At 69.2% G+C, this 22,108-nt stretch carries 21 protein-coding genes and 1 riboswitch; of the genes, 9 read left to right on the forward strand and 12 right to left on the reverse strand.

The features are described 5' to 3' along the window. Positions 1–59: 59 nt before the first annotated feature. Entirely contained in the window at positions 60–146 is an 87-nt protein-coding gene (locus ACIPWY_RS09190; RefSeq protein WP_393698994.1) for a trp operon leader peptide, read from the reverse strand. Between the two features lie 70 nt (positions 147–216). On the opposite strand from ACIPWY_RS09190, the gene ACIPWY_RS09195 reads away from it, so the two are divergent. Continuing rightward, a complete protein-coding gene (locus ACIPWY_RS09195) occupies positions 217–1,569 on the forward strand; it encodes a class II 3-deoxy-7-phosphoheptulonate synthase (protein WP_362900017.1) in 1,353 nt (450 codons plus the stop codon). Positions 1,570–1,712: 143 nt separating this feature from the next. Then, on the forward strand, positions 1,713–1,967 hold the full coding sequence (locus tag ACIPWY_RS09200; RefSeq protein WP_362900019.1) for a (2Fe-2S)-binding protein: 255 nt from the start codon (positions 1,713–1,715) through the stop codon (positions 1,965–1,967). Between the two features lie 37 nt (positions 1,968–2,004). Here the strand turns inward: ACIPWY_RS09200 and bfr are convergent, their stop codons facing one another. Next, positions 2,005–2,484 (reverse strand): bacterioferritin, encoded by a 480-nt coding sequence (gene bfr, locus ACIPWY_RS09205; RefSeq protein ID WP_116502549.1) that lies wholly within the window; start codon positions 2,482–2,484, stop codon positions 2,005–2,007. A gap of 164 nt (positions 2,485–2,648) precedes the next feature. On the opposite strand from bfr, the gene ACIPWY_RS09210 reads away from it, so the two are divergent. After that, on the forward strand, positions 2,649–3,281 hold the full coding sequence (locus ACIPWY_RS09210; RefSeq protein WP_362900021.1) for a sulfite oxidase-like oxidoreductase: 633 nt from the start codon (positions 2,649–2,651) through the stop codon (positions 3,279–3,281). Positions 3,282–3,361: 80 nt separating this feature from the next. Here the strand turns inward: ACIPWY_RS09210 and ACIPWY_RS09215 are convergent, their stop codons facing one another. The 6 genes from ACIPWY_RS09215 to thiO all read right to left on the reverse strand — a co-directional run bounded on the left by ACIPWY_RS09215 (position 3,362) and on the right by thiO (position 9,159). Then, on the reverse strand, positions 3,362–3,931 hold the full coding sequence (locus ACIPWY_RS09215; protein WP_393698455.1) for a DUF4396 domain-containing protein: 570 nt from the start codon (positions 3,929–3,931) through the stop codon (positions 3,362–3,364). A 104-nt stretch (positions 3,932–4,035) separates the two neighbouring features. Continuing rightward, on the reverse strand, positions 4,036–4,911 hold the full coding sequence (locus tag ACIPWY_RS09220) for a deoxyribonuclease IV (protein ID WP_362900023.1): 876 nt from the start codon (positions 4,909–4,911) through the stop codon (positions 4,036–4,038). A gap of 35 nt (positions 4,912–4,946) precedes the next feature. Beyond that, positions 4,947–6,884 carry a Stk1 family PASTA domain-containing Ser/Thr kinase gene (gene pknB / locus ACIPWY_RS09225; RefSeq protein ID WP_393698457.1) on the reverse strand — a complete coding sequence of 646 codons (1,938 nt, stop codon included), beginning with the start codon at positions 6,882–6,884 and terminating at the stop codon, positions 4,947–4,949. Positions 6,885–6,978: 94 nt separating this feature from the next. Then, a complete protein-coding gene (locus ACIPWY_RS09230) occupies positions 6,979–7,773 on the reverse strand; it encodes a thiazole synthase (protein ID WP_116502554.1) in 795 nt (264 codons plus the stop codon). Positions 7,774–7,777: 4 nt separating this feature from the next. Then, a complete protein-coding gene (gene thiS / locus ACIPWY_RS09235) occupies positions 7,778–7,978 on the reverse strand; it encodes a sulfur carrier protein ThiS (protein ID WP_362900026.1) in 201 nt (66 codons plus the stop codon). Next, positions 7,975–9,159 (reverse strand): glycine oxidase ThiO, encoded by a 1,185-nt coding sequence (gene thiO / locus ACIPWY_RS09240; RefSeq protein ID WP_393698460.1) that lies wholly within the window; start codon positions 9,157–9,159, stop codon positions 7,975–7,977. The genes thiS and thiO overlap by 4 nt, the downstream gene beginning before the upstream one ends. Beyond that, positions 9,157–9,270: riboswitch (TPP riboswitch) on the reverse strand. Its footprint overlaps the gene before it by 3 nt. Positions 9,271–9,322: 52 nt before the next feature. On the opposite strand from thiO, the gene ACIPWY_RS09245 reads away from it, so the two are divergent. The 3 genes from ACIPWY_RS09245 (at position 9,323) to ACIPWY_RS09255 (ending at position 11,460) form a co-directional block, all read left to right on the forward strand. Beyond that, on the forward strand, positions 9,323–9,667 hold the full coding sequence (locus ACIPWY_RS09245; protein WP_362900030.1) for a hypothetical protein: 345 nt from the start codon (positions 9,323–9,325) through the stop codon (positions 9,665–9,667). Between the two features lie 188 nt (positions 9,668–9,855). Further along, positions 9,856–11,019, forward strand: coding sequence for an NAD(P)/FAD-dependent oxidoreductase (locus ACIPWY_RS09250; protein WP_393698996.1), 1,164 nt, complete (start codon positions 9,856–9,858; stop codon positions 11,017–11,019). 75 nt (positions 11,020–11,094) lie between these two features. Beyond that, complete coding sequence (locus ACIPWY_RS09255; protein ID WP_100592200.1) at positions 11,095–11,460, forward strand: Rv2175c family DNA-binding protein; 366 nt, start codon at positions 11,095–11,097, stop codon at positions 11,458–11,460. Between the two features lie 292 nt (positions 11,461–11,752). Here ACIPWY_RS09255 and ACIPWY_RS09260 read toward each other — a convergent pair whose 3' ends face one another. Genes ACIPWY_RS09260 through ngcE form a run of 3 tightly spaced genes read right to left on the reverse strand, consistent with a single transcriptional unit; the run spans position 11,753 to position 15,130 of the window. Continuing rightward, positions 11,753–12,661, reverse strand: coding sequence for a carbohydrate ABC transporter permease (locus ACIPWY_RS09260; RefSeq protein WP_362906772.1), 909 nt, complete (start codon positions 12,659–12,661; stop codon positions 11,753–11,755). Continuing rightward, positions 12,658–13,713 (reverse strand): sugar ABC transporter permease, encoded by a 1,056-nt coding sequence (locus ACIPWY_RS09265; RefSeq protein ID WP_362906774.1) that lies wholly within the window; start codon positions 13,711–13,713, stop codon positions 12,658–12,660. Before ACIPWY_RS09265 ends, ACIPWY_RS09260 begins: the two co-directional genes overlap by 4 nt. Positions 13,714–13,720: 7 nt before the next feature. Next, positions 13,721–15,130, reverse strand: a complete 1,410-nt coding sequence (ngcE, locus tag ACIPWY_RS09270; protein ID WP_362906776.1) for an N-acetylglucosamine/diacetylchitobiose ABC transporter substrate-binding protein — start codon at positions 15,128–15,130, stop codon at positions 13,721–13,723. Between the two features lie 1,069 nt (positions 15,131–16,199). Here ngcE and ACIPWY_RS09275 point away from each other — a divergent pair. The 3 genes from ACIPWY_RS09275 to infA all read left to right on the forward strand — a co-directional run bounded on the left by ACIPWY_RS09275 (position 16,200) and on the right by infA (position 21,260). Further along, positions 16,200–20,009, forward strand: a complete 3,810-nt coding sequence (locus ACIPWY_RS09275; protein ID WP_401532566.1) for a GH92 family glycosyl hydrolase — start codon at positions 16,200–16,202, stop codon at positions 20,007–20,009. A gap of 256 nt (positions 20,010–20,265) precedes the next feature. After that, positions 20,266–21,036 (forward strand): GNAT family N-acetyltransferase, encoded by a 771-nt coding sequence (locus tag ACIPWY_RS09280; protein WP_393700304.1) that lies wholly within the window; start codon positions 20,266–20,268, stop codon positions 21,034–21,036. Next, positions 21,036–21,260 carry a translation initiation factor IF-1 gene (gene infA / locus ACIPWY_RS09285; RefSeq protein ID WP_006607078.1) on the forward strand — a complete coding sequence of 75 codons (225 nt, stop codon included), beginning with the start codon at positions 21,036–21,038 and terminating at the stop codon, positions 21,258–21,260. The genes ACIPWY_RS09280 and infA overlap by 1 nt, the downstream gene beginning before the upstream one ends. 78 nt (positions 21,261–21,338) lie before the next feature. Here infA and ACIPWY_RS09290 read toward each other — a convergent pair whose 3' ends face one another. Then, positions 21,339–21,986: a dihydrofolate reductase family protein gene (locus tag ACIPWY_RS09290; protein WP_393700306.1), complete on the reverse strand. Its 648-nt coding sequence runs from the start codon at positions 21,984–21,986 to the stop codon at positions 21,339–21,341. Positions 21,987–22,108 lie beyond the last annotated feature (122 nt).

The following is a 22,108-nucleotide window of genomic DNA, read 5'->3' on the forward strand; positions in this document are numbered from 1 at the left end:
AGGTCCCGGAAAACACTGAAGGCCGCCCTCGGGCGGCCTTCGCTTCGCTGTACGCGCAGTCAGTGGGCCGCTGGGTGAGCGGTCCACCACCAGTTACGGATCATGTGCGCGAACATGAGCGGAACCCTACCCGATGGGCGGCTCATCTGTGGACGACGTGTCTCAAAGGGTGAGCGGTCGGATGGACCGCCCACCCGACCCCGTAATGTTGATGCCGTGACCGTGAACGCTAAGACCAGCGCAAGCGCTGGCAACACCTGGCGAGACCTGCCCGCGGCGCAGCAGCCCGAGTACCCGGATGCCGAGGCTCTGCGCGATGTGATCGCGGACCTCGAGTCGTATCCGCCGCTCGTCTTCGCGGGCGAGTGCGACCAGCTGCGTACCCGACTGGCGGCCGTCGCCAAGGGAGAGGCGTTCCTCCTCCAGGGCGGCGACTGCGCCGAAGCCTTCGACGGGGTGTCGGCCGACCACATCCGCAACAAGCTCAAGACGCTGCTCCAGATGGGCGCCGTCCTCACCTACGCCGCCTCGGTGCCGGTCGTGAAGGTCGGCCGCATCGCCGGCCAGTACTCCAAGCCGCGCTCCAAGGGCACCGAGACCCGCGACGGCGTGACGCTGCCGACCTACCGGGGCGACTCGGTCAACGGCTTCGACTTCAACGAGAAGGCCCGCATCCCGGACCCCGAGCGCCTGAAGCGGATGTACAACGCGTCCGCCTCCACGCTCAACCTGGTGCGCGCCTTCACCACCGGCGGCTACGCCGACCTGCGCCAGGTGCACGCCTGGAACCAGGACTTCGTGAAGTCGTCCCCGTCGGGCCAGCGCTACGAGCAGCTCGCCCGCGAGATCGACAACGCGCTGAACTTCATGCGCGCCTGCGGCACCGACCCGGCCGAGTTCCAGACGGTCGAGTTCTACGCCTCCCACGAGGCGCTCCTGCTCGACTACGAGTCGGCGCTGACCCGCGTGGACTCGCGTACGGGCAACCTGTACGACGTCTCGGGCCACATGGTGTGGATCGGTGAGCGCACCCGTCAGCTGGACGGCGCGCACATCGAGTTCGCCTCGAAGATCCGCAACCCGATCGGGATCAAGCTCGGCCCGACGACGACGGCCGAGGAGGCGCTGCAGTACATCGAGCGCCTCGACCCGGACCGCGAGCCCGGCCGACTGACCTTCATCGTCCGCATGGGCGCCGACAAGGTCCGCGACAAGCTCCCGGAGCTGGTCGAGAAGGTCACCGCCTCCGGCGCGACCGTCGCCTGGATCACCGACCCGATGCACGGCAACACCTACGAGGCGGCCTCGGGCCACAAGACCCGCCGCTTCGACGACGTGCTCGACGAGGTCAAGGGCTTCTTCGAGGTCCACAAGGGGCTCGGCACGCACCCGGGCGGCATCCACGTCGAGCTCACCGGTGACGACGTCACCGAGTGCGTGGGCGGCGGCGACGAGATCTTCGTCGACGATCTGCACCAGCGCTACGAGACGGCCTGCGACCCGCGTCTGAACCGCAGCCAGTCCCTCGACCTGGCGTTCCTGGTGGCGGAGATGTACCGCGACCAGTGATCTTGCGATAAAGCGCCGTGGGGCGCGGATCACAGTGATCCGCGCCCCACGGCGCTTTTGTGCTCCGCGCCCGGCGGGTAAGGTTAGGTTAGCCTCACCGTTCATTAGGGCGGGAGCAACGAGCCGGTCCTGATCTCTGGGAGGTGAACCGCGTGTACGTCTGCAACTGCTTCGGTGTGACCGAGGACCAGGTCAAGAAGCACGCGGACGGCGGTGCGTGCACCCCCCGCCAGATAGCGTCGGCCTGCAAGGCCGGCACCGACTGCGGCTCCTGCGTACGCCGCATTCAGGCGCTGCTCGGCCGTGAAGCGTGCCCTCGCCGCGAGCTGGTCGAGAAGGGGAGGCCCGCTTTGACGGGTGAGCCGAGCGCCCGAGTGGAGCTCCCGGAAGCCGCCTGAGGTTCCGGCCGGGGTTCCGCCTGAACGTTTGCGGCCGCTAGCTGTCCGGCTGCTCGATCTGCTGGGCCAGGTACAGCGCCTCACCGAGACTCTCGATCAGCTCCAGCTGGGTGTCGAGGTAGTCGATGTGGTGCTCCTCGTCCTCCAGGATGTCCTCGAAGATCCGCGCCGACGTCACATCGCCCTTGGCCCGCATGACGTCGATGCCGCGCTTGAGGCGGTCGATCGCCTCGACCTCGACCTGCCGGTCGGCCTGGAACATCTCCGTGACGGTCTGCCCGACCCGTACGTGGAAGAGCCGCTGGTAGTTCGGCAGGGCATCGAGGAAGAGAATCCGTTCCGTCAGCCGGTCCGCGTGCTTCATCTCGTCGATGGACTCTGCACGGGTGTACTTCGCGAGCTTGGTCCAGCCGTTGTTGTCCTGGATCCGGTAGTGGAGCCAGTACTGGTTGATGGCCGTCAACTCGCCCGTGAGCTGCTCGTTGAGGAATTCGATGACCTCGGGGTCGCCCTGCATCGCAGAGGCTCCTTCCACGTGGTGGACTCGGCAGATTTCGCGCATCCTCGCACCGGCACCGAAAACCGTCCAGTAAGTGCACGCTTAGTAGGAGTTGCCCGTTTCAACGGCGGCCGGACTCTCGCTGGTCACGTCCACTGCCCGGGGTCTGTCAGGATGGAGGCATGGGTCAGCCGGTGGGTCGCGAGTCTGGGGGAGCAGTGCAGTCGGAGCTTCCACCGGGACAGCGTCTCCAGCGGGGCTGGCCTGTCACGCACTACGGCCCGGTGCCCAAGTTCCGCCCCGAACGCTGGGAGTTCAGGGTCTTCGGCGCCACCGCGGACGGGGACAAGCACTGCTGGACCCATGAGGAGTTCTCCGCCCTGCCGTACGGCACGGTCGTGGCCGATCTGCACTGCGTCACGAAATTCAGCATGCTCGGCGCGGAGTGGGGCGGGGTGCCCGCCGCGACGATCCTCGAACTGGCGCCGCCCGCGCCCGCCGTCACCCATGTGATGGTCTGGGCCGAGTACGGCTTCAGCGCGAATCTCCGGCTCGAGGACTTCGCCGCCGACCGCACGATCTTCGCCACCCACAAGGACGGGGAACTCCTCACCGCCGAACACGGCTTCCCGCTCCGTCTCGTCGTGCCCCACCTGTACGCCTGGAAGGGCCCCAAGTGGGTCCGCGGCATCGAGTACATGACGGCCGACCGCCGCGGCTTCTGGGAGGAGCGCGGCTATCACAACGTCGGCGACCCGTGGCGGGAGCAGCGCTACTCGTACCAGGAAGGGCCCGAGGACGGCCCCGAGCTCTGATCCCTGGCGCTTCTCGTGCGGTCCTTCAGAGGCCGTGCTTCTCCTGCTTCTCGCACTTCTCGTGCTTCTCGTGTGGTTTGTCAGTGGTGGTACTGGTGGACCACCGCGTGGCCCTTGCCGCGGCCGATCATCCACTTGTTGACCGGCGTGGTCACCACGAAGGCGATCGCCAGTGAGGTCGCGAGCGCACCCCAGAACAGGACGTCCGACAGGTGCGCGTCCATCGCGCTCGGCCACAGCGCGATCACGCCGTTGTCGATCAGCTCCATGACGGCGATGGACAGGGTGTCCGCGGCGAGCGCGACCCGGAACGCGGTCCTGAAGTCGACGCCGGCCTTCAGGACGCCGCGCAGCGTGAGCGAGTAGCCGAAGAAGAACGCCAGGACGATCGCCAGGATCATCGTCGGCATGTTCCCCCAGCCGAACGCCGTGCCGATCACCATGCCGAGGACCTCGCCGATGGCGCATCCCGTGAGGCAGTGCAGGGTCGCCTGTGCGGCCACGGACCAGCTGACCTTGCCGAGGGCGCTGTGACCGCTGTGACCGCTGTGACCGCCGTGATCGGCGTGATCGGCGTGATTGGCGGGGGTGTGCTCGGGCTGCTCGTGCCGGCCGTGGTGTGCGTGTCCGGCGTGCGTCTCGTGGTTCATGAGTTCCCCCAACGTCGGAGAGCGGTTCCTGTCGCCGACAAGAACCGTATACCCCCCAGGGGTATTCCTCAAGAGATCTCCGAAGCAGTCTCCGACGCCATCCGCTAGCCCTTCCGCAGCTCCTTCAGGCGGGCCACGTCCGCCGCGTGCCCCTCCTTGCCGCCGGGCGTCTCGATGATCAGCGGGACGTTCTCGGTCGCCGGGTGGGCCATCAGCGCGCGGAACGGCTCCGCGCCGATGTGGCCGGAACCGATGTTCTCGTGGCGGTCCTTGTGCGCGCCGACGACGTCCTTGGAGTCGTTGGCGTGGATCAGCTTGAGGCGGCCCTCGCCCACGGTGTCCACGAGCAGGTCCAGCGTCTGCCGCATGCCGTCGGGGCCGGTCAGGTCGTGGCCCGCCGCATAGATGTGGCACGTGTCCAGGCAGATGCCCAGCTTCGGGTGGGCGTCGAGCACGTCGAAGTACGGCCCGAAGTCCCAGGTCCGCGAGCACAGCGAAGAGCCCTGGCCCGCGGTCGACTCGAGCAGGAGGTACGGGTCGTCGTCATGGGTCAGCTCGTCGAGGAGCGGCAGCATGTGCTCCCGCACCTGCGCGAGCGCCACGTCGCGCGCACGGCCGCCGGTCGCCGAACCCGTGTGCACGACGACGCCGAGCGCGCCGATCTCCCGGCCCCGGCGCAGCGAGTGCCGCAGGGACTCCACCGACTTCTCCACGGTCGCCTCGGTGTGCGAGCCGAAATTGATCAGATAGGGCGCGTGGACGTAAGCCGGAATCCGCTCGGCGGCGCACGCCGCGCGGAACTCCTCGTCCTGCTTCGGACTGCCGGGAGGCGTCGCCCAGCCGCGCGGGTTGGCGACGAAGACCTGGACGGTCTCGGCGCCCAGCTCGCGCGCGTACGAAAGCCCTACGGAGGCCAGGCCGCCGGCGACGGGGACATGCCCGCCGACCGGGTTACGGGATGCGGTGTCGGTGCTGCTCACGCGGTCAAGGGTGGCACGGCCGCGTGAACGTCCCGTCAGCGGATCTCGATGGTGATCGTCGACCCCTTGGGGGCCTCGTCACCGCCCTCCACGGACTGCTTCTTCACGGTGTCGCCGAGCCAGCCGAGCAGACCGCGGTCCTCGTCGACCTCGAAGCCCTTGTCCTTGAGCTTCTGCGTGGCGTCGTCGACGCTCATCCCCACGACGTCGGGGACCTTGACCATGACCGGACCCTTGGAGATCGTCAGCGTGACCGTGTCACCCTCGCCGAGCCGGGCGCCCTCGCGGGGGGACTGCTTGGCGACGCTGCCCTTGTCCGAATCGGAGTGGACCTGCTCCGTGGAGATCTCGGCCTTCAGGCCCGCGTCCTGGAGGTCGGCGATGGCGTCCTCCTCGGACTCGCCCGTCACGTCAGGGACGTCCACCGGGGCGCCCCTGCTGAGCGTGAGCGCGACGGCCGAGCCGGCCTTGCGGGTGGTGCCGGACCCCGGGTCCGTGGCGATCACCGACCCCTTGGGGACGTCCTCGTCGAAGTCCTTGGTGACCATGCCGGGCTCCAGGCCCGCGTCCTTCAGCCGGCGCTCGGCCCTGGCGAGGGGCGTGCCCTCGAGATCGGGGACCTTCACGGTCTGCGGGCCCAGGGACAGCGTCAGATCCACCGCCCCGTTGTCCCGGATGCGGGAGCCCGCCTTGGGATCGCTGGAGATGACGGTGCCGCGCTTCACGGTGTCGCTGTACGCGCGCTTGACGTGCCCGAGGTCGAGGCCCGCGTCGCCGAGCTGCGCCTTCGCCTGAGTCTGCGTCTTGGCGAGCAGTGGCGGGACCTTCGTGAACTGGCCGGAGTTGATGTACCAGACGCCCGCGCCGAGGCCGAGGGCGAGCAGCAGGGCCGCGACGGCCGCGAGCACGCCGCGGCGGGGACGACGCCTGCGGGAAGGTGCGGGCGGCGGGGGCGGCGTCTCGAAGCGGCTCGTGCGGTGGAGCTCGGCCTGCGGGTCCTGGTCGTCGGCGGGCAGCGGGAGCTGTACGCCCCGGGTCCGCAGCGCCCGCGGGATCACGCTCGTACGGTCGTCGGAGATGTCACGGTCCTCGGGGCGCGCGGCCGGCGGCAGGGCATCGAGCTGCGCGTCGGTGAGGGCGGCCCTGGCCCGCCTGACCTCGGCGAGCAGCGCCACCGCGTCGTACGGCCTGAGGTCGGGCGTGCGCGCGGTCGCCGACGCGACGAGTGTGTCCAGCTCCACGGGCAGGCCCGGCACGGACGCGGACGGAGGCGGCACGTCCTCGTTCAGGTGCTGGTAGAGGACCTGGGCGGGGGAGTCGCCCGAGTGCGGCTTGGAGCCCGTGAGCATCTCGTAGAGCACCACCCCGCACGCGTACACGTCGACGCGGGGGTCGGTGGTGCCCGACTCGATCTGCTCGGGGGCGAGGTAGGAGACGGTGCCGAGGACGGCGCCCGTGGTGTTCGTGACGGTGTCCACGGCCCGTACGAGGCCGAAGTCCGCCACCTTCACGCGGCCGTCGTCGCCTATCAGGACGTTCTCCGGCTTCATGTCGCGGTGCACGAAGCCCGCGCGGTGCGCGGCGCCGAGTGCGGCGAGGACCGGCTCCAGGATGTCGAGCGCGGCGCGCGGCCGCAGTGCTCCGCGGTCCCGCAGGACGTCCCGCAGGGTGCAGCCCGCGACGTACTCCATCGCCAGATAGACGTACTGCCCGTCCGCGCCCTGGTCGAAGACCCCGACCACATTCGGGTGGGAGAGCCGGGCGACGGACTTGGCCTCGCGGATGAAGCGCTCGACGAACGAGACGTCGGCGGCGAGGGCCGGGTGCATCACTTTGAGCGCGAGCACACGGTCGAGGCGGGTGTCCACGGCCCTGTAGACCGTGGCCATCCCGCCGACCGCGATGCGTGCGTCGACGCGGTACCGGCCGTCGAGCACCTGCCCGACGAGAGGGTCCTGAAGGGTCGTGTCCACGCAGGTGAGTGTACGAGCCGCCGCCGACACCCGGCTCCGCAGTCGTCCACGGACGGCCGTACTGCAGCAGAGCTGTAACCGGGCCGTAAGGCCCTCAGAACGCGGGCCGCTCCGGGTCGAGCCTGGCCATGCCGGACACGGGCGAGGAGGCCTCCGCGAAGTGCCTGCGGGGGATCCGGCCCGCCCGGAACGCCAGCCGCCCGGCCTCGACCGCGTGCCGCATGCCCTCCGCCATCAGGGTGGGCTCCTGCGCACGGGTCACCGCCGAGGCGAGCATCACACCGGCGCAGCCCAGCTCCATCGCGAGCGCCGCGTCCGACGCGGTTCCGGCGCCCGCGTCCAGGATCACCGGCACGCGCGCGTGCTCGGTGATCAGCTGGAAGTTGTGCGGGTTGCGGATACCGAGCCCGGAGCCGATGGGGGAGCCGAGCGGCATGACCGCGGCGCAGCCCACGTCCTCCAGCTTCCGCGCGAGCACCGGGTCGTCGTTCGTGTACGGAAGCACGGTGAAGCCGTCGTCGACGAGGATCTCGGCGGCGTCCAGGAGCTCGATCGGGTCGGGCAGCAGGGTGCGCTCGTCCGCGATGACCTCCAGCTTGACCAGGTCGGTGCCGAGCGCCTCACGCGCGAGGCGGGCGGTCAGGACGGCCTCACCTGCGGTGAAACAGCCCGCAGTGTTGGGCAGTACCTGGATCCCCAGCTTCTCCAGGACGGAGAGCACGGAGCCCTGCACGCTCGCGTCCACGCGCCGCATCGCGACGGTCGTCAGCTCGGTGCCGGACGCGACGAGGGAGCGTTCCAGGACGTCGAGGCTGGGCGCCCCGCCCGTGCCCATGATCAGGCGGGACGAGAAGGACGTGCCGCCGATGACCAAGGAGTCGTCAGCCATGGGTTCAGCCTCCCTGGACCGCGGTGAGGACCTCGACGCGGTCCCCGTCCGTGAGTGCGGTGCCGGCCCACTGCGCGCGCGGGACGACGGTTTCGTTGAGTGCTGCGGCGACGCCGGACGGCGCCGTGGTCAGGGCCGCGACGAGGGCGTCGAGCGTGGTGCCCGAAGCGACCTGGCGGCCCTCGCCGTTGACAGAGACGTTCATACGGACTGCTCCACAGAGACGGGTGCGGGGACGGCGCCGAAGCGCCGCGGGGTGAAGGGGCGGGCCACTTCGGGGAGTTCGCCGGTGGCGAGCACGTGGGCCATGGAGTCGCCGGTGACCGGCGTGAGCAGCACGCCGTTGCGGTAGTGGCCGGTGGCGAGCAGCAGGCCCGGCAGGGTGGTCGGGCCGAGGATCGGGGCGTTGTCCGGGGAGCAGGGGCGCAGGCCCGCGATGGTCTCCGTGAGCGGCAGTTCCGTGATGCCGGGCACCAGCTCGTGGGCGTCGCGCAGCAGCTCGTAGACGCCGCCCGCGGTGACCGTCGTGTCCCAGCCGAGTTCCTCGCTGGTGGCCCCGACGACCAGCTCGCCGTCGACCCGGGGTACCAGGTAGAGGTTGCCGCCGCGCACGACGGCGCGCACGGTGCGGCTCAGGAACGGCGCGTACACCTTCGGCACGGTCAGGCGCAGCACCTGCCCCTTCACCGGGCGCACCGGCGGCAGTACGTCGTCCGGGACCCCGGCGAGGCGGCCGCTGAGGCTGCCGCCGGCGAGGACGACCTGGTCCGCGTCGAGCCCGGTGCCGTCGGCGAGGACCACGCCGCGAGCGCGCTCTCGTACGACTGTCAGCCGCTCGGCCCACTGCCGGTGGAACTGCACCCCGGCCCGCTCGCAGGCCGCGACAAGGGCCTTCGCGAGGCGCCTCGGGTCGATCTGGTGGTCACCGTCGACGCGCAGGCCGCCCCGCACGGACGGGGCCAGCATCGGTTCGAGGCGCCGGCACTCGCGGCCCGACAGCCACTCCGACTCCAGGCCCGACGCGCGCTGGAGGGCGTGCAGTTCCCGAAGGTGCGCGCGGTCGTCCGCGTCGAGCGCGACGGCCAGGGTGCCGCACGCGCGGTAGCCGAGGTCGAGCCCGGTGGCCTCGGAGAGCTCGGCGGCGAACGCCGGATAGCGGCGCGCGGACTCCACGTTGAGCCCCAGGAGGGTCTGTTCGGCCTCTCCGTAGTGCAGTTCGGTGACGGCGGCGAGCATCCCGGCCGCCACCTGTGCGGCCCCGCCGCCCGGTTCGGGGTCCACGACCGCGGTGCGCAGCCCGCGCTGCGCGGCCCGCCACGCGGTGACGAGACCGATGATCCCGCCGCCCACGACCAGGACGTCGGAGCCTTCTGAAGTACGAGACATGGGCGTCCAGCCCCTCCCTTCGCCGGCATGACCCGGATCAGGTTCGTACGGTCGGAGGCCGTCCCAGCCTCCCTCTCAGCCCGGTACGTCCGGGCTCCCGCGAGTGCTTTACGGTGGCCACCCTAAACCGTTGCCCCGACCCCCAGTAAGGGAGCCCGCCCGCATGGCCCGCTCGCTCGACGGACTCGTCCTCGCCCCGGTCGCCGACCAGGCTCCAGGTCAGGTGGGTACGCGGACGCGGTTCACGTACCACGAGGAGGACGGCCGGATCTGGGCCGAGTACGCGGGCGGGGACGTCGTGCGCGGCCACCTCGTGGGCACGCGTGAAGGGGACCGGATCGACTTCAGGTACGTACAGCTGAAGACGGACGCGACGACCTCCTCCGGGCACTGCGTCTCGCTCGTCGTCGACCTTCCCGACGGGCGGGTGCGGCTGGACGAGACGTGGGAGTGGGAGTCGCAGACGGGCAGCGGGACGAGCGTCGTCGAAGAGGTCCCGGGCGCCTGACGGCGGGAGCGGGGGAGGGCCTGAGCGGTCAAACCGGCGCCCGGTGTGGAAGACGTCACGGACGCGGTGTGACGGGCCCGATGACTGACTGAACGTCAGGTGCATATGGTGATCCGGTGAGCGAGCAGAACCAGAACCAGGCCCCGGTGCCCCAGGCAGGGCGGCACGTCGTCATCGTCGGCGCCGGGATGGCGGGGGTCCAGACCGCCGTGGCCCTGCGCGAACAGGGCTTCACCGGCGCCGTCACGCTGATCGGCGCGGAACCCCACCAGCCGTACGACCGGCCTCCGCTGTCCAAGGCCGTCCTGCTCGGCAAGGCCGAGGGGTCCGCGTTCGACGTGGACTTCGAAGCCCTCGACATCACGCTCGAACTGGGCCGCGAGGTCACCGGCGTACGCCCCGCCGAGCACACCCTCGACACCGCCACGGGCCCCGCCCCCTACGACGTCCTGGTCCTCGCGACCGGCGCCGAACCCATCAGGCTGCCCGGCACGGAGGACATCCCCGGCGTCCATCTGCTGCGCACGCTCGACGACGCCGAGCGCCTCCGTCCCGTCCTCGCCGCACAGCGCGACATCGTCGTCGTGGGCGCGGGCTGGATCGGCGCCGAGTTCGCCACCGCGGCCCGCGAGGCCGGCTGCGCGGTCACCGTCGTCGAGGCGGCCGAGCGGCCGCTCGCCGGGGCGCTGCCCGAGGAGGTCGCCGCCCCCATGGCCGCCTGGTACGCGGACGCCGGCGCGGAACTGCGCACCCACGCGCGCGTGGAGCACGTCGAGCCCGGAGCCGTCCTCCTCGACGACGGCACCCGGGTGCCCGCCGGCGCCGTCGTCGTCGGCATCGGGGCCCGCCCCGCCACCGGCTGGCTCACCGGCTCCGGCATCACGCTCGGCGCCCACCGCGAGGTAGTGGCGGACAACCACCTGCGCACCTCCGAGCCCGATGTGTACGCCGTCGGCGACTGCTCGTCCTTCCCGTCGGGCAGGTACGGCGAGCGCCTGATGGTCCACCACTGGGACAACGCGCTCCAGGGCCCCCGCACGGTCGCCGCCAACATCATCGGCGAGGCCCCGGCGACGTACGACCCGGTGCCGTACTTCTGGTCGGAGCAGTTCGGCCGCTTCGTGCAGTACGCCGGGCACCACGCGGCCGCCGACACCACCGTGTGGCGCGGCGACCCGCAGGGCGCGTCCTGGAGCGTGTGCTGGCTGCGCGAGAACCGGCTCGTCAGCGTTCTCGCCGTGGGCCGCCCGCGCGACCTGGCACAGGGGCGCAAGCTCATCGAGTCGGGCGCCTCGCTGGACCCGCAGGTCATCAGCGACCCGACCCGCCCGCTGAAGGCCGCTGCCGCCTGACCGCCCCGCCGGGGCGACCGGGGCTTTTACGCGGCCGCGTTTCCCACTGTCAGTCCGGGATGGCAGGCTTGTCCTGTGACCGAGATTGACGCAAAGATCGATGCTCTCGTCCCCGAGTGGCTCACCCTCCCCGACATCGCCGAGCAGTTCGGCGTGGAGGTGACGCGCGTGCGGCAGCTGGTGAAGGAAGGCCAGGTGATCGCCGTACGCCGCGGTGAGAACAGGGCGCTGCACGTGCCCGCCGCCTTCATCGACGGCGACAAGGTCGTCAAGGGCCTCACCGGGACCCTGACCCTGCTGAGGGACGACGGCTACAACGACGAAGAGATGCTCGAGTGGCTCTTCACCCCCGACCCGACCCTGCCGGGCACCCCCGCGCAGGCGCTGAGCGAGAATCGCGGCACGGAGGTGAAGCGCCGCGCCCAGGCGCTCGCCGTCTGACCTGACAACCGTCCGGCGTGGGGGGGGCGCGCCCCCCCCCCCCCCCCCCCCCCCCCCCCCGGGGGGCCCCCCGGCCCCCCCCCCCCCCCCCCCCCCCCCCCCAACCCCCCCCCCCCCCCGACCAGGTGACCCCCCCCCCCCCCACCAACCCATCCCCCTAAACCCGGCCCCCGGCCCCCCCCCCCCGCCCGCCCCCGGGACTCCCCCTCCCCGGCGGCCCCCACCCCTGTGCGCAACGGGTGAAGCAGTGGTCACGTGATGGCGCCGGCCGTGCGGCGCGCGGCGGTGGGCGTCAGCGGAAGGTGCCCTGCGACACCGAACCGGCAATCCGGCGCTGGAAGATGATGTACACGATCAGTACGGGCACCACCGTGACCACGATCGCCGCGAAAAGACCGCCGTAGTCGATGTTGTAGACCTGCGAGGACGCGTAGGCGGACATCCCCTGGGTCAAGACCCAGTTGTCCTGGTTGGTGTTGAGTGCCACCGGCAACAGGAACTGGTTCCAAAGACCCAGGAAGTTGAAGATCGCCACCGCCGCCATGCCGGGACGGGCCATCGGCAGCATCACCTGGAAGAACGCCCGCCAGTCACCGGCACCGTCGATCAACGCGGCCTCGTAGACGTCATGCGGCAGCGACCGGAAGAACGAATAGAGGAAGAACATCGTGAACGGCAGCGCGAACGCGACGTAGGTGAGGATCAGTCCAGGACGTGTGTTCAGCAGCCCGAAGTTCTGCAACTGGAAGAAGAGCGGCACGATAGCCAGGAAGACGGGGAAGGTCAGACCGGCGAGCATCAGGTAGTAGATCAGCCGGCGTCCGGGGAACTCGAACCGGGCCAGGATGTAGGCGCACATCGCGCCGAGCAGCATCACCAGGACCAGCGCGGAGACCACGACGATCACCGAGTTCAGGAAGTACTTCCCGATGCTCGCGTCGGTCCACGCGTGCGCGTAGTTCTCGAACCGCCAGCGATGCGGCAGCTTGAACGGCGACGACAGGATCTCGCTGGTCGACTTGAACGACGACACCAGCACCCACAGCATGGGCACGATCACGATCACGGACCACAGGATCAGCAAGGTGTGCGAGATCACCGCGAACCTGCGGTCACTGCTCACGGCAGCTCTCGTCAGTTTCCGGTCACGCGCCGGCTTGCGGTCACTCGCCGGCTTCCGGTCGGCGGCTATGGCGCTCACTGGGCAACTCCCTTGGCTCCGGCACGCCGAGCCTTCAACCCACGCGCTTTCTTCTTGCCCTCGCCACCGCCCGTCAGCCGGTTGACGAGGAACACCAGCGCCGCGAACACCAGGGTGACGACGGCGAGGACGACCCCCATCGCGGTGGCATAGCCGAACTGCTGCTTGGCGAAGGCGACGGTGAACAGCCGTTGGCTGATCGTCAGGGTCGAGTTGTCCGGTCCACCGCCCGGCAGCATGGCCTGCACGTAGACGAACGAGTCCAGGGCGGCGATGCCCAGGTAGATGTACCCCGTCTGCACGGTGTCCCGGATCGACGGCAGGGTGATCGAGATCGTCGTCCGGAACCGGCCGGCTCCGTCGATCTTGGCGGCCTCGTACAGCTCGCCGGGAACTCCCTTGATCGCGGCGATGAAGAGCACCGCGTAGAACCCGACGAGCCCCCAGACGATGACGAACATCAGGGCCGGCATCGCGCTCACCGTTTCGCCCAGCCAGGCGAACTTGTCGAAGCCGTCGAGGCCGAGCCCGGTGAGGACGCCGTTGAGCAGGCCGGCGTTCGGGTCGTACATCTGCGCCCAGACCAGCCCCACGATGATCGCCGGCACGACGTAGGGGAAGAACGAGATGATCCGGTAGAACGACGCTCCCCGGATCCCTCGGACGGGGCCCTTGCTGGGCCCGCCCAGGGTGATGGCCACCGCGACCCCGAGGGCGAGCGTCAACGTCACCAACGGCACGCAGACCGCCAGCAACGCGATGTTGCGCAGCGCCTTCAGGAAGATGTCGTCCTGGAACATCTTGGTGAAGTTGTCGAGGCCGACGAACTTGTAGTCCGGGCTGAAGCCGCGCCAGTCCGTCATCGCCCAGAAGATCGCCTGAACGAAGGGGTACAGGACGAAGAGCACGAAGATGGCCAGCGGGACGCCGAGGAACGCCAGGAAGAACGTCACCCGGTCGAAGGTGAGCTTGCGGCGCCGAGGCCGCCCACCGCGAGCGGCCGGCGTCGGCCGGCGGCTCGCGGTGTCGGAGGTGGTGATCGTGTCTTTCATCGCAGTGTTAGCTGACCTTGATCTTGTCGACGGAGTCGTCTTCCCTGACCTTGTCGGAGATCTTCTGAAGGGCCGAGGTCAGGCCCTTGCCGTCGATGTCACCGGCGAGGAACGAGTTCCACGGCACCAGCTGGTCCGTGTTCATCCCGTACGCCTCGACGAAGTTGTAGGTGAAGATGTTGGTGCCGGCGGCCTCGAGCATCTTCGTCTGCGCGACGAGGGCCGACGACCCGTAACCGTCGGCGGGCACGGTGCCCTTGACGATCGTCGGGGCCAGCTTCGTCTTGGAGAAGTTGGCCGCCGCCTTCTCGGACAGCATCGCCCGCAGCACTTCCTTGCCGCCGGCCGGGTTCTTTCCCTGCTTGGGCACGATGAACGGCTCGCCCGCGGCCGCGCGAATCGCCTCGTAGGGCAGCTTCGGCTTGTCGGTGAGCGTCATCGACGGAAAGCCGGTCATCTGGAAGTCGGCCTTGGTGGCCTTCTTCATCTCGTTCTCGATCCAGCCACCGGACGGGTAGAGCAGCGCCTTCTGGTCGTTGCTCCAGATCGCCTGCGCCTTCTGGAACTGGGTGCCGGAGCCGCCGGGGACGAACATCTTCTGCTTGACCATGGTCTCCATGACCTTGATCACGCCCTGGATGGCCGGGTGCGACCAGCAGCCCTTCTCCAGGTTCTCCAGCGCGAGCCGGACCTCGTCGCCGCCCTCCTTGATCGCCGAGTCGATCAGGAGCGTGCGGTAGTAGGTCGCCGCTTCCTTGCCGTGGACGAAGAGGTACTTGCCCTTCTTCTTCGCCTTCTGGCCGAGGTCGAGCGCCTCGTCCCAAGTCTTCGGCGGGGTCCAGCTGTTCGCCTCGAACAGCGTCTTCGAGTACCAGACGCCGTAGACCGTCATCACGTAGTTGAGCGCGACGAACTTGTCCTTGAACGTCCCGGGGTCCTTGACGCCGGGGTAGACGATGTCGGCGATCTTCTTGCCCTCGTAGGTGTTGGCCTCGAAGACGTCATCGAGCTCCTCGAGCTGGTCGAGGATGCCGAGGAAACCGATCTGGTCCTCACCGGAGTTGTCGATGAGGTCCGGCGGGTTGCCGCCGACGAACCGGGGCTGGAGCTCCGGGGCGATGTCGACGACCGGCTTGACCTGGACCTTGAGGCCCTTGACCTGACCCCCGACGACCTGGTTGACGTAGTCGACATAGTCGGTGCCGTAGCCGCCGTCGAAGATGGCCGCGTCGACCTTGGAGTTCGCGGCGACACCGAACGGGTTCTTGGCCCCCTTCTCACCCTTCGGGCCGCTGCCGCCGTCGTCGCCCTTGCTGGAGGGAGAGCCACACGCAACCGCGAACGAACCCATGGCCGCAGTCGCGATCGCCCCGCGCAGGAGCGTCCGCCTGTCAAGAGAGCCGGCACGAATGGTCATCTCTGCATCCTCACTGATCGATTGGATCTCTACGGGTTTGCTGCGTGTTCGGCTGCCGGGCCTGGTTGGCCCCGTACTTGCCGCACTTCTCTTTGAGCGCGTCCTGATGCGGGTCTCCACCTGCGACGATGTCGGCGGAGATGCACATCGGGTCGTTCAGCCGTCGTCTCGGAGCCGCTCGGCGGCACCGATGGTGATCAGCTGAGCGATGTGGGAAAAGCGGTCGCCGGGGCCGCGGTTGGAGCGACAGTCGCACTCCGCTCGATCAGATCGCGATGGCCTACGCCGGGGGTGGGTCCCATGCTCAAGTCCTCGCCTTCTCCAGGACTCAGGCGGTGAACCGGATCCTCCCCGGCACCGCGGTGACGTGCTGTGTCGTACTGGGGACAAATCCCCGGACCCCGGGCCGGAATTGCATCAGCGGAACTCGTCCGGAAATGCAGTGGCCCGAGGGAACGCAGTTGGAGCTGGGTGGGACTGGAAAGTCCGGGCTCGGCGGAGATGTACGGCAGTCGGCGCGCTCGCACGCTTCGCTGTTTCCCCCTCCCCCGGGTCCTGCCCCGGTCGCGAGACCGTCCGGGCCAGACGCCGACAGGTATAGTCCACTCCCTGTGAGCGGGGCAAGATCGAATGCAGGTTTGGGCGCCGGTCTTTTCCGAGTTGAGACCTCCCGGAAATAAGCCGCAGCGCGGGGCGAGTCGATCTTGTCAACTCCACTGTCTACATAAGGTGTAGCGGGATGTGCCCGGCGGACGGTCATCCAGGCGGTCATCTGCGGAGTAATGGGGTGAACACGGCCGCACCGGATGGATTGGGGCGCGACACGTTCAGATCTTGAACGAGTGACGGGGTGGAAGCGGACGCTCCGCCGTCACGACCGGCCGTTCACCTCTCGAATCGGCCCGCGGCCACGGTCTTCGGCTCTGGCCGCCGTCCCCCTCGATCCCCCGCCATCAGGTACACCACCCGACATACCTCAACACCCTTGACACCACGGGCGACTTACCTCCCTACTGGACCCTGCGCTGTGAATTGACAACGTTGTCTCGCGCCGGGAGGGTGCTCGCGAATGCACGGCAGATCCAGACTCAGACTTGGTACCACGGCCGCCCTGGGGGCGGCCTCACTCGCGCTCGTCGCCGCCGGTCAGGGAGCGTCCGCCGCGTCCCCCGCCCAACGGCCGCACGCCGACCGCGAGTTCAGCTCCTCGTTCGAAACGGGCGATCCCGCCCCCACCTGGCTGAACACCGTGGATACCGCCGCGGACGGCACGAAGCGGTCGTCCGGGGTCGACGGCGGTGACAGCGGCGGATTTCCGGGCAATGTCAACAGCCACGTCACGGAGGTCCGCGCCAGCGACGAGAACGCGGGCGGCGGTGAGACCAAGGAGAACCTCCTCGACGGCGAGTCGAGCACCAAGTGGCTCTCGTTCGAGCCGACGGGCTGGGTCGAGTACGACCTGGACGCGCCGGCCAAGATCACGACGTACGCCCTGACGTCGGCCAACGACCACGCCGAGCGCGACCCGAAGGACTGGACCCTCAAGGGTTCCACCGACGGCAAGGAGTGGACGACGCTCGACACCCGCACCGGGGAGAGCTTCGCCGACCGCTTCCAGACCAAGAAGTACGACCTCCAGAACCCGGCCGAGTACCAGCACTTCCGGATCGAGTTCACCAAGAACAACGGCGCGGACGACGCCACACAGCTCGCCGACCTCCAGCTGGCCACCGCCGACACCGGCTCGCCCACACCCGACGACATGCTGTCGCTCGTGGACAAGGGCCCCAGCGGCTCCCCCACCGCGAAGGCCGGCGCGGGCTTCACCGGCAAGAAGGCCCTGCGCTACGCGGGCACGCACAAGGCCGACTCGCGCGCGTACTCGTACAACAAGGTCTTCGACGTCGACGTGGCCGTCGCCCGGGACACGGAGCTCTCGTACAAGATCTTCCCGTCGATGGCGGACGGCGACCGCGACTACGACGCCACGAACGTCTCCGTGGACCTTGCCTTCACCGACGGCACCTATCTGAGCGACCTGAAGGCCACCGACAGCAACGGCGGGCTGCTGACGCCGCAGGGCCAGGGCGCGGCCAAGCGGCTCTACGTCAACCAGTGGAACGCCGTCGCCTCCTCCATCGGCTCCGTCGCGGCCGGCAAGACCGTCGACCGGATCCTGGTGGCGTACGACTCGCCCAAGGGCCCGGCGAAGTTCCGCGGCTGGGTCGACGACATCTCGCTGAAGGCCGCGAAGCAGGAGCCGCCGAAGGCGCATCTGTCGGACTACGCGGTCACGACCCGCGGCACGAACTCCAGCGGCGGCTTCTCGCGCGGCAACACGTTCCCGGCCACCGCGGTCCCCCACGGCTTCAACTTCTGGACGCCGGTGACCAACGCCGGCTCGCTCAGCTGGCTCTACGACTACAGCCGCGACAACAACGCGGACAACCTGCCGACGATGGAGGCGTTCAGCGCCAGCCACGAGCCCAGCCCCTGGATGGGCGACCGGCAGACGTTCCAGATGATGCCGTCGGCGGTGTCCGGCACCCCGGACACCTCCCGCACCGGCCGCGCACTTCCGTTCAAGCACGAGAACGAGACAGCACGCCCCTACTACTACGGGGTGCGCTTCGAGAACGGCCTCAAGGCCGAGATGACGCCGACCGACCACGCGGCGATGCTGCGCTTCACCTACCCCGGTGACGACGCGAGCGTGATCTTCGACAACGTCTCCGACCAGGCGGGCCTCACGCTCGACAAGGACAAGGGCATCGTCACCGGCTACTCGGACGTGAAGTCCGGGCTCTCCGCGGGCGCGACCCGGCTCTTCGTCTACGGCGTCTTCGACACCCCGGTCACCGGCGGCGACTCCACCGGCCCCAAGGGCTACCTCCGCTTCAAGCCGGGCGCCGACAAGGCGGTCACCCTGCGCCTCGCGACGTCCCTGATCGGCATCGACCAGGCCAAGGCGAACCTCGCGCAGGAGCTGCCGTCCGGCTCGTCGTTCTCCTCCGTACGGGACAGCGCCCGCGCCCAGTGGGACAAGCTGCTGGACAAGGTCGAGGTGGAGGGCGCCACGGCCGACCAGCGCACCACGCTCTACTCGTCCCTGTACCGGCTGTACCTGTACCCCAACTCCGGCTTCGAGAAGGTCGGTTCGAAGTACCAGTACGCGTCGCCGTTCTCGCCGATGCCGGGCCCGGACACCCCGACCCACACCGGCGCGAAGATCGTCGACGGCAAGCCGTACGTCAACAACGGCTTCTGGGACACGTACCGCACGACGTGGCCGGCGTACTCGCTCCTGACGCCGAAGAAGGCGGGCGAGCTCGTCGACGGGTTCGTGCAGCAGTACAAGGACGGCGGCTGGATCTCGCGCTGGTCCTCGCCCGGGTACGCGGACCTGATGACCGGCACGTCGTCGGACGTGGCGTTCGCCGACGCGTACGTCAAGGGCGTCAAGTTCGACGCGGAGGCGGCGTACAAGGCGGCTCTGAAGAACGCGAGCGTCGTACCGCCCGCGGCCGGCGTCGGCCGCAAGGGCATGCAGACGTCGCCGTTCCTCGGCTACACGAGCACGGACACCCCCGAGGGACTGTCCTGGGCCCTTGAGGGTTACCTCAACGACTACGGCATCGCGCAGATGGGCCAGGCCCTCTACAAGAAGACCGGCGAGAAGCACTACAAGGAGGAGTCGGAGTACTTCCTCAACCGGGCCCGCGACTACGTGAACATGTTCGACCCGAAGGCGGGCTTCTTCCAGGGCAAGAGCGAGAAGGGCGACTGGCGCGTCGAGTCGTCGCAGTTCGACCCGCGCATCTGGGGCTACGACTACACGGAGACCAACGCCTGGGGCTACGCCTTCACCGCCCCGCAGGACTCGCGCGGCCTCGCCAACCTCTACGGCGGCCGCGACGGCCTCGGCAAGAAGCTCGACACGTTCTTCGCCACCCCGGAGACGGCGTCGAACGACGTCGCGGGCTCGTACGGCGGCGTCATCCACGAGATGACGGAGGCGCGTGACGTCCGGATGGGCATGTACGGCCACTCGAACCAGGTGGCGCACCACATCACGTACATGTACGACGCGGCGGGCCAGCCCTACAAGACGCAGGAGAAGGTCCGCGAGGTCCTCTCCCGGCTCTACACGGGCAGCGAGATCGGCCAGGGCTACCACGGCGACGAGGACAACGGCGAGCAGTCGGCCTGGTACCTCTTCTCCTCCCTCGGCTTCTACCCGCTGGTCATGGGCAGCGGTGAATACGCCATCGGTTCCCCGCAGTTCACGAAGATGACGCTGCACCTGGAGAACGGCAAGGACCTCGTCGTCAAGGCCCCGAAGAACAGCGCGAAGAACATCTACGTGCAGGGTCTGAAGGTCAACGGCAAGAACTGGACGTCGACGTCGCTGCCGCACTCGGTCGTCGCGAAGGGCGGGGTCCTGGAGTTCGCCATGGGCCCGAAGCCGTCCAAGTGGGGCACCGGCAAGAACGCGGCGCCGGTCTCGATCACGCAGGACGACAAGGTGCCGTCGCCGCGCAAGGACGCCATCACGGGTTCGGGTCCGCTGTTCGACAACTCCTCGGCGACGAGCGCGAGTTCGGAGTCGGTGGAGCTGCCGGTCGGCGCTGACGGCGCGAAGGCCGTGCAGTACACGCTGACGTCGGACGACAGGGCGAAGGCGCCGGCGGGCTGGAAGCTGGAGGCCTCGGCCGACGGCTCGTCGTGGCAGACGCTGGACCAGCGGTCGGGCGAGTCCTTCTCCTGGGACAAGCAGACGCGGGCATTCTCGGTGAGCAGGCCGGGCACGTACAAGCACTACCGGCTGGTCTTCACCGGTGGGGCCGCGACGCTGGCGGAGGTGGAACTGCTGGGCTAGGCCCTGGAAGGTCCGAAGTGTGATGGCGCCGCTGAGTTCAGCGGCGCCATCGCGCGTTCGAGGGCGCGCGTCTAATTACGTGGACAGGGCCTCGTCGGCCCACCTAGTGTCTGGTCCGAACCGTGACGCAGCGCCGAGGAGGTGGGACCCATGACCGCAGTACGCAGGTGGGTGCTCCTCCCCTCCCCACGGTCGGTCGACTGACGTAGGTCGCCCGGGAGCGCCTGGACAAGGCGATCCCGAAAGGCAGAGACCTATGAAGACAACAGTGATCACGCGCGTCGCCGAGAGGCAGTGGCACGCGCTGGAGGACGACCAGGTGGTCGGCCGGGGCGAGGCGTGGCCCCGGTACGACGGACGGCTGTTCCTCAGTATCGACACCTGGCAGGAAGCGGCGTTCGAGCAGCTGGCCGATGCCATGCTCGCGGACCTGCCGAGGCCGCTGTACACGATCGTCGACGACTCCGACGCGGACCTGAGGTCCCGGTGGGAGCGCGCCGGTTTCACGGTCCGGCGCCGCGAGTGGGTCTACTGCCTGCCCACCGACCCGCAGGTCACGGGACTCGGCTCGGCGCAGCCGCCGTCGGGCGTGACGATCCTCCCCCAAGGCACGCCGGAGAAGGACCCCCTGCGCGCCCTCGACCGAACGATCCGGGACGAGGTCGGGGCCTCGGTCGGATGGCAGGAGATGCCGGCCGAGGTGCTGCCACGTCTGGACGACGCCACCGTGGTGGACCCGACGAAGTACACGGTCGCGATGGAGGCGGAGTCCGGCGCGTACGTGGGGCTGCTCCGGGTGGCGCCGGTGCCGCGGCAGCCACGGATCGGCCTCATCGCGGTCCGGGCCGACCGGCAGCGCCGCGGCATCGCCCGCGCGCTGCTCGCCGAAGTCCTCGGCTCCCTGCACCGGTCCGGGGTCCGCACGGCGTCGGCCGAGGTCGGCGAACTCAACCGGGCCGCTTCCGGACTCTTCGACACGATCGGCGCCGAGCGCGCCGGCAGCAACCTGGAGGTCGTACTTCACTGATGCCGAAAACAAACCCCGGAATCGAGATCGAGGGCACCGTCGTCGAGTGCCTGCGCAACGCCACCTTCCAGGTGGAGCTGGAGAGCGGGCACAAGGTGCTCGCGCACATCAGCGGGAAGATCCGGAAGAACTACATCAAGATCCTCCCGTTCGACCGCGTGCTCGTGGAGCTCAGCCCCTACGACCTCACACGCGGCCGGATCCTCTACCGGTACCGCAACTGACGCCCGGCGGGTGAAGTCCCGGGCGGGCGTAATGAGTTCACGCCCGCCCGCCCCGTGCCACGCCGGCCCTCGCCCGTGTCACTTCCGCCAGAACAGGTGGTGCGTCACGGTGCCTCCCGGACTGGGTACGACGTCGACGTGGAAGCGGTCGCTCAGCTCGTCGGGCGACTCCCACAGCCGCGACCCCGATCCGAGTTTCACCGGCGAGACCGCCACGTGCAGGGTGTCGACGAGGTCCGCGTCGAGGAACTCGCGGATGACGCCGGCACCGCCGCCGAGCCGGACGTCCCTGCCCCCGGCCGCCTCCTTCGCCTGTTCGAGGGCGGTGGCCGGGTCGCCGTCCACGAAGTGGAACGTCGTGTCGGACAGGGTGAACGACGGACGCGGGTGGTGGGTCATGACGAACACCGGCGTGTGGAACGGCGGTTCGTCGCCCCACCAGCCCTGCCACTCCAGGTCCTCCCAAGGCCCCTTCTGCGGCCCGAACTTGCCGCGGCCCATGATCTCGGCGCCGATGTTGTGGTGGAAATCGCGGGTGAGGTAGTCGTCCAGGCCGCGGCTGCCGCCGGGATCGGTGCGGTTGGGCCAGCTCGCCGTGGCGCCGCACCACGCGAACATCTCCCCCGGATCGGCATGCCCGAACGGCCGCTCCAGACTCTGCCCCTCGCCCGCACCGAACCCGTCGCTGGAGACGTTGAAGTTCTGAACCCGCAGCAGCTGCGTCACGTGTTCCTCCTGGTATCGGGGTGACATGGGTAGGACTCTCGCTGCCACGAGAACTCATCGCCTCGGGACGCGCCGGGGCTGTGCCACGGGTACCGGAAGCCGGGATCGGCAGCAAACCTCTG

Source organism: Streptomyces sp. NPDC090032 (assembly GCF_044748025.1).
Taxonomy (GTDB): Bacteria; Actinomycetota; Actinomycetes; order Streptomycetales; family Streptomycetaceae; genus Streptomyces.